A 6,400-nucleotide genomic window follows, 5' to 3' on the forward strand; every position below is an offset into this window, starting at 1 on the left:
ATCAGAAAGTCAGCGGTCCACGTGTTCCGCCGCCAAAAGGTGCTGATCATCTCCGATTAGCCGGCTATCTGCGCGCCGCTTACGGGTCGAGCCGAGCAGATCGGACCGCGGCCTGCCGAACGCACGCGAATGGCTCCCCTCTCGTGTCAAGGCGCGGATTAGAGCTCGGGGCTATTCTGGTTGGTGGTGAGTCCGGGTTGTGGCTTGTCCGAAGGGCCGGTGTGCGGGGTTGAGCCGGTCGCGCTGGAGTCAGTAGCCGCCCCCGATTGCCCTCCCGAGCTTGCCGTTTCCCGACGTTGCTGGTCGGCGAGCATGCGTGCGTAGACGACATTCGAGAGGCGTCGTTTCAATGCCCGCATCGATTCCATCGAGGTCTTGCCCCCGGCCCTGCGGCGATCGAAGTAGGTGCGCCCCGCGCTGGGACGGCGTAGTTGAACCACGGCCATGATGTGCAAGACTCGGTTGATCTTCCGGTTTCCGGCGCGGGAGAGCCGATGTCGTTGCTGCTGGCGAGAGGAAGCGTCCAAAGGTGCAGTGCCGTTCCAGGACGCGAACCGATTCCGGTCCCGGAATCGGTGGATGTCACCGACATCGGCGAGCAGCCGAGCCGCGCCGGCCGGACCGATCCCGTTCAGATCGACCAGAGTGGATCCATGCTCGGCGACGAGCTGGCGCAGTTCTTTGTCCGCGGCCTTGATCTTGCGATCGATCGTTTCCAACTCGCCGATCAACTCCACGACCAGGCGGCGCCGGACCTTGCCCGCCGGATCGCGGGGCTTCACGGTCGCAACCAGTTTGCGGGCTTGGGTCGCCGACAGGAACTTCTTCGCCCCACCAGGCAGCAGTTCCAGCAGCAGCCGGTGCAGCCGATTGACGGTGTCGGTGCGAGCGCGGCCGAGCTCGTCGCGGCGATCGGCGAGCATGCCCAACGCGATCAACTCCGAATCCGCTTGCACGCGGCGCAGATCCGGTGACCGCAACGCCGCCAACGCCACCGAGTGCGCATCGACGGGGACGCTCCTATAGGTCAAGTCCTGGTGGTGGTTTCGCTCTGTCGTCCTGGTGGCAGGGGTGATGGGTCGGCGGAGCCGCACTGAGATTGTCACTGGTCAGGGCCCGGAAGATTTCCCGCGCAAGATAGCGCTTCAGACATCTGATGATTTCTCGTCTGCTCTTGCCTTCGGCAGTGCGCCGAGCTGCGTAGGAGCGAGCACGTGGGTCGTAGCTGAGCCGGTTGATCGCCAGCATGTGCAAGGCGCGGTTGGCTTCACGGTTCCCGCCGCGGTTGAGACGGTGACGAGTGATCTTGCCGGAACTGGCGGAAATCTGTGCGGCACCACACATGTGCGCGAAGGCTGCCTCCGAACGCAACCGGTCCCGGTTGTCGCCCGCAGCGATGAGAAGGGCAGCACCAGTATCGGGGCCGACGCCTTTGACCTGGAACAGAGTTGGTGCGGCTAGGCCGACCAAGCGCTCGATCTCGGTATCGAGCGTGGCGATCTCTTCCGAGAGGTTGCGGTAACGCACCGCCAATGACTTCAAGGCCAGCCTGCTGGCCGCCTCGAGGGTGCCGATCCGACCTGGACGGAACCGGGCGGCGGCTTCGGCCAGTCGCGCGATCGACAAGCGGCGCAAGCGATCTCGCAAGGCCTGCGGTGCGGTGACGATCACGGCATGCAGCTGGTTGGCGGCCTGGGTGCGTGCATGCATCGCAGACTTGCGGGCGAGGCGCAGCGTGCGGATCATTTCGACGGCGCCGTCTTGGTGAACCGTGGTGGAACCCCTTGTGCCAGCGCGCTTTCGGTGCGGGCATGGACTGGCGATGCCCGCCGCCTGATGCTCTCATCAGGTGGACCGACACGAACGGCCACCACAACAGGTCAGCGGGGGCGAGCAGAGGCGTGAGCGCGGCGTCGTCGATTGTTGCGGTCTAGTCGATAGAATGGCGGCGATCGTTGCCCAGCGGCAGGTCCATGTCTCAGGATGCTCGGCCATCAATCCACCGGCGGAGGGACGGTTTTGGGATATTCCACGGAGTTCACCGGCACGATCGCTGTCACACCGCCGCTGAATGCGGAGGAGATCGAGTACCTGCGCCTGTTCGCAGCAACGCGGCATGTCGAGCGCCATCGAGGCCCTTATTATGTCGACGGCCAGTACGGGCACGGCGACAACCACGACGTGATCAATGATTCCACCCCTTCAGCCGGCCAGCCTGGACTGTGGTGTCAGTGGGTCGCCACGAGCGGCGGCGCCGGTATCGAAGGGGGTGGCGAGGACGGTTTCTCGAACGCGCACGCGTGGATGCAGTACATCATCGACCACTTCCTGCGCCCCGGCGGCCACGCCAAAGGCATGCCAGGGTTCGAAGCCTTTACCTTCGACCACACCCTCAACGGCAGCCTCGTCGCCCAGGGCGACGACTTACGCGATGAATGGCAACTCGACGTGGACGACAACACCGCCCTCGTCTTCGGACTCACTGCCGCAGACGCCGACGTGAAAGACGCCGAACTGCTCGCATTACCGGTCGAGGACCTCCTGCGAATCATCGACGAATACGGACCATAGACACCACGGCGCACTCTCTCCGGGGTTCGACGTGTTAGCGGCAAGTGCAGATTCCCCACGGACGGCCAGGTCCGTGCCCCGTATGCGGCCAGTCGGCGTGCCATGGCACCTTGCCAGCAACTGGTCCGGATGCACTGTTGCCGATTATGTGATGGTTGATATCGCGCGGGGCAGCAGATCGTGTACGGGTCAGAGCCGCGTCGCGAGGTAGCTGTCTTCGGTCGGGTAGGCGAAGGAACCGGCGAGGAAGTCCCGATCGATCACTGGCAGGTGCCAGGCGTCATCCGAACCCGCGACGACCGATGAGGCAAAGTTGGTCGATGGTGTCGGCGACGATGGTGGCGTAGTCACCGACTGCCTGATACCCGAGATCTGCGGCAGCCGTGGTGTCGAGCACTATCGGTGGCCGAGCATCCCAAGGATGTTGCCCCAACCCAGGGGCAGCGTTCTCGTCGAGCAAAATCTCTTTCCATCGGTGCCCCAGCCGCTCGGCGATGATCGCGGCGATCCGCCGACCTGTCGGCGCATCCGGATCCGCACGTGGTCGGCGCGCAGCACCCGCCGATTCCGCGATCCCACTGGGATGGCCCGGGTTTACCGACGCCATCCCAGTGTGGTTCTGACCCCATCGTCGTCTGCGTATCGACACGTCCGGACCTGCCGCTGGGCGCGCGGTCGGCGAACGTCTTGTATCGCAGGGTGTCGACTCGGTGATGTGGACAACGCGGCGATCGCGCGGTCGACGCTGCTGAGGAACGGAAACCCCTGGGAGACAGCATGATCGCTGACCATGTGGGCGGCAATCGGCCTCGACTACCGGTACCGTCGGAATCCTTGCCCTACCGAAGCACATCGCCACACAAGGACGGAACGACGATGGTTGACAGCAGCATGGACATTGAGGCGAGCCCGTCGATCGTCGACACCGACCGAGGATCATTTCTCGTCGACGTGGTGCTGGGCAAGGGACGCGGAGTGTTCGCCAGTCGTTCCTGGCGTACCGCCGAGCTGGTGATCAGTGCTCGAATCACCGCGGTAAGTCCTCAGCGAACGATCTATTCGTTCCAGACCGGCATCGACATCCACTGCGACTTCGACGAACCCGCACGCTTGCTGAACCATTCGTGCGGGCCCAACCTCGGCATCCGTGACAATGCGGCCGGTGCCTTCGATTTCCTCGCGTTACGCCCGATCAACGTGGGAGACGAACTCACCTGGGACTACGCGAGTTCGGAGTATCACTCCATTGCGGTCCCGGCCTGTGAGTGCGGCGTGCCGGCTTGTCGCGAGACCATTTCGGGCTATGCGGTGTTGACCTCGGCTCAACGCCGTCGTCTCACCCACACTGCGAGCTACCTCACCTCGCCGCACTGAAACCCCACGCCAAGCGTCCCCAATACCGTTGCTGGGCAGGAAGATAGAGGCTATGCCGAAGGTAGTGCTCGCCAATCCCCACAGCCGCGCGATGACCGCCAGGCCCGATGACCTGCCCCCGGCCTCATGGCTGGGCTGCTATGTCGAGGCCGCGCGCATGCTGTGGAGCCTGGACGTCGCCGACATCGCGGTCCTGCCCGGCCCGGTCGACAAGGAGTTCCTTTCCTATCTCACCGCCATGCTCGACATCTGCGGCGAGGGTCCGGCGGTACTGAGCATGCAGGACTATCGCAGCATCGAGTGGAATCCCCGTGCCAATCCCGAACTGTTTGCCGCAGTACGGGATCGGATCAGCAGTAGCGGCTTCGACCGCAGCGATTGGACGATGTCGTGCTATGTCCGTGACCGCGACATCGCCGGGTGGGAACGGCTACTGGGGCTCGACACCGATGCCGCATTGTACGCGCAGGATCTGGCCGCGTTGATGAACAGCAAATCGGTGTTCCGTGCCCTCGCGCTGGCCGCGGACATTCCGGTACCGGAGGGGTATGTCGTCACAGCGGGGGGTGAACTGCTCGACGCGGTCGTCGAACTCCTCGACCGGACCGGATCGGTCATCGTCAAACAGGACCAGAACTCCGGCGGTCTGGGCAACACCTTGATCACCACCGACCACGAGGCGACCGGATGCGGGGTCCTGCACACACTCAGCCTCGGTCCGGGTGACGATCCGAGAGGCGACCTGCACCGAAAGCTGCACGAGCACAACCTCCCTCACGGTGATGTGCTCGACCTTCCCGCCGGCGCGGCGCCCGCGAAGTTCGTCGTCGAGGTGTATCAATCCGGCACTCGGAGTCTCTCCAGCGAGCTCTACATTCCACGATCCGGGATGCCGGTGCTGCGGAACTACGGTGAAATGCGGATGGAACCTCGCTGGACGGGTTTCGTGATTCCCCCGCAAGACCTTCCGGCGACCGTGCACACCGAATTCGGTGCGGGCAGCCAGCAGATCGCGCTGTTTGCCCAACGCCTCGGCTACCACGGCCTGATCAACATCGACGCCATGATCGGGCCCGACAATCGCCTGTCCTACACCGAATTCAACGGCCGCGCAGGCGGAGCCACCAACCTCGACACCATCGCCCGCCGCCTGCTCGGGCAGAACTACTTGCACAACCATGTACTTCTGACCCGCATCGGCGTGCCCGCGCCCCGCACCACCGAACTCCGTGACCACCTCGAACAGGCAGGCATCCACTTCGACACGCACCGAGGCTCGGGCGTGATCATCGCCGCCGACGACCCGGCCACCTCCCGCATCGAATATCTCGTCATCGGCCGCGGCCACGCCGAGGCCCACCACATCGAGACCGAGCTGAAAGGACTCCTCACCGGACTCACGAACGCCAACGCATAAGTTGAAACCAAGGCCGACGAGCGTCGATCGCAGACTCGACCGGCGGACTGAACGTCCGCTATGCCGCTACCATGCTGTTGGAACCGGCAACGGCGCTGCACAAAGCCAACCCCGTCCTGGAACCCCAGAGAGGATCTTCCGTTTCGGATGGTCTCGTATCCTCGGCCAGACGCCGACCTGGAGCGGGAATAGTGCAGCAATCGAATAACTGCCGTCCGCCAGGTGGCAACAAGCAGGGCTGCGTCGAGACGCGGCAATGGTGCGCAGAGGCCGCCATCTCACCCCGGCGATGAACCTCCCCGTCGTCGAGGTCGACGCGCCGGTCAGATGCCGGCCTCGATTGCCCGCCGCCGTAGCCAGTAGACCGCCGCGGCCATCCTCAGCTGAAGGCGGAGATCATCCGGGTCATGTCCATCCTCGATAAGGGCCTGACGCTCCTCGAAGTCCATGCCCAGATTCGACGGCCCTGCATTGGTGGAGGTTCCCTGGGGCATCTGACTGTCCGCTGCTTGACCTACGCGGGCGGTACCGTGAGCTGCCATGGCTACGGAAGACCGGAACGGTGCGCTACTGGCGGTCGTCCTTGCAGTCATCGACGACGAGGCGGAGGCGCACGCCAGCTTCACCGCGATCGACATACACAGAGCGGTCCGCCACGAGATCGACCCGGCGCCGATGGACGAAGTCGAGGATGTCTTGGCGCTGCTCGGGCTGTGCATGCTCGGCGGAGTCCGCTCTGACGGCAGGGGTGGATTCTTGGCTGGGGATCCCATCGCCGATGTCAGGGCGCGTCTGCGCGCGCTTGCAGATTCGACGACCGACTATGGGCGCCACTACGGCGCAGTCTTCGACAACCCTGACGTGGACGACCGGTACTGACCAGCCAGAGAAGAGTCATTGACTTGCGGAAATGCCGAATACCGGATAGGGCTGTACGGCTGGTTCGGCTGCTGGCCTGCGGCCCTAGCGCGCGGGGTTCCAGGCCTTATGCACAAACTCCAGGCGGTTGCCATCGAAGTCGGCAACATTGGCGGCGTA

Annotated in this window: 8 protein-coding genes; 4 read left to right on the top strand and 4 right to left on the bottom strand. The window is 64.2% G+C overall.

The features are described from left to right. Nucleotides 1-158: 158 nt before the first annotated feature. Together ACLMAL_RS39220 and ACLMAL_RS39225 are read right to left on the bottom strand one after the other, a co-directional pair. Entirely contained in the window at nt 159-1,031 is an 873-nt protein-coding gene (locus ACLMAL_RS39220) for a transposase (protein WP_412003703.1), read from the bottom strand. Beyond that, entirely contained in the window at nt 1,021-1,746 is a 726-nt protein-coding gene (locus tag ACLMAL_RS39225) for a transposase (protein ID WP_412003704.1), read from the bottom strand. The genes ACLMAL_RS39220 and ACLMAL_RS39225 overlap by 11 nt, the downstream gene beginning before the upstream one ends. A 273-nt stretch (nt 1,747-2,019) precedes the next feature. On the opposite strand from ACLMAL_RS39225, the gene ACLMAL_RS39230 reads away from it, so the two are divergent. Then, a complete protein-coding gene (locus tag ACLMAL_RS39230; RefSeq protein ID WP_412003705.1) occupies nt 2,020-2,571 on the top strand; it encodes a hypothetical protein in 552 nt (183 codons plus the stop codon). 280 nt (nt 2,572-2,851) lie between these two features. Here ACLMAL_RS39230 and ACLMAL_RS39235 read toward each other — a convergent pair whose 3' ends face one another. Continuing rightward, nucleotides 2,852-3,178 carry a hypothetical protein gene (locus tag ACLMAL_RS39235; RefSeq protein WP_412003706.1) on the bottom strand — a complete coding sequence of 109 codons (327 nt, stop codon included), beginning with the start codon at nt 3,176-3,178 and terminating at the stop codon, nt 2,852-2,854. 269 nt (nt 3,179-3,447) lie between these two features. Between ACLMAL_RS39235 and ACLMAL_RS39240 the strand changes: the two genes are divergently transcribed. After that, nucleotides 3,448-3,945 carry an SET domain-containing protein-lysine N-methyltransferase gene (locus ACLMAL_RS39240; protein ID WP_412003707.1) on the top strand — a complete coding sequence of 166 codons (498 nt, stop codon included), beginning with the start codon at nt 3,448-3,450 and terminating at the stop codon, nt 3,943-3,945. Nucleotides 3,946-3,997: 52 nt separating this feature from the next. Continuing rightward, entirely contained in the window at nt 3,998-5,362 is a 1,365-nt protein-coding gene (locus ACLMAL_RS39245; protein WP_412003708.1) for a peptide ligase PGM1-related protein, read from the top strand. 323 nt (nt 5,363-5,685) lie between these two features. Here the strand turns inward: ACLMAL_RS39245 and ACLMAL_RS39250 are convergent, their stop codons facing one another. Continuing rightward, nucleotides 5,686-5,856: a hypothetical protein gene (locus tag ACLMAL_RS39250; RefSeq protein ID WP_412003709.1), complete on the bottom strand. Its 171-nt coding sequence runs from the start codon at nt 5,854-5,856 to the stop codon at nt 5,686-5,688. A gap of 46 nt (nt 5,857-5,902) precedes the next feature. On the opposite strand from ACLMAL_RS39250, the gene ACLMAL_RS39255 reads away from it, so the two are divergent. Then, nucleotides 5,903-6,241, top strand: coding sequence for a hypothetical protein (locus ACLMAL_RS39255; RefSeq protein ID WP_412003710.1), 339 nt, complete (start codon nt 5,903-5,905; stop codon nt 6,239-6,241). The last annotated feature ends 159 nt before the right edge of the window (nt 6,242-6,400 follow it).

It is taken from the genome of Nocardia sp. CWNU-33 (assembly GCF_046764895.1).
Lineage (GTDB): Bacteria > Actinomycetota > Actinomycetes > Mycobacteriales > Mycobacteriaceae > Nocardia.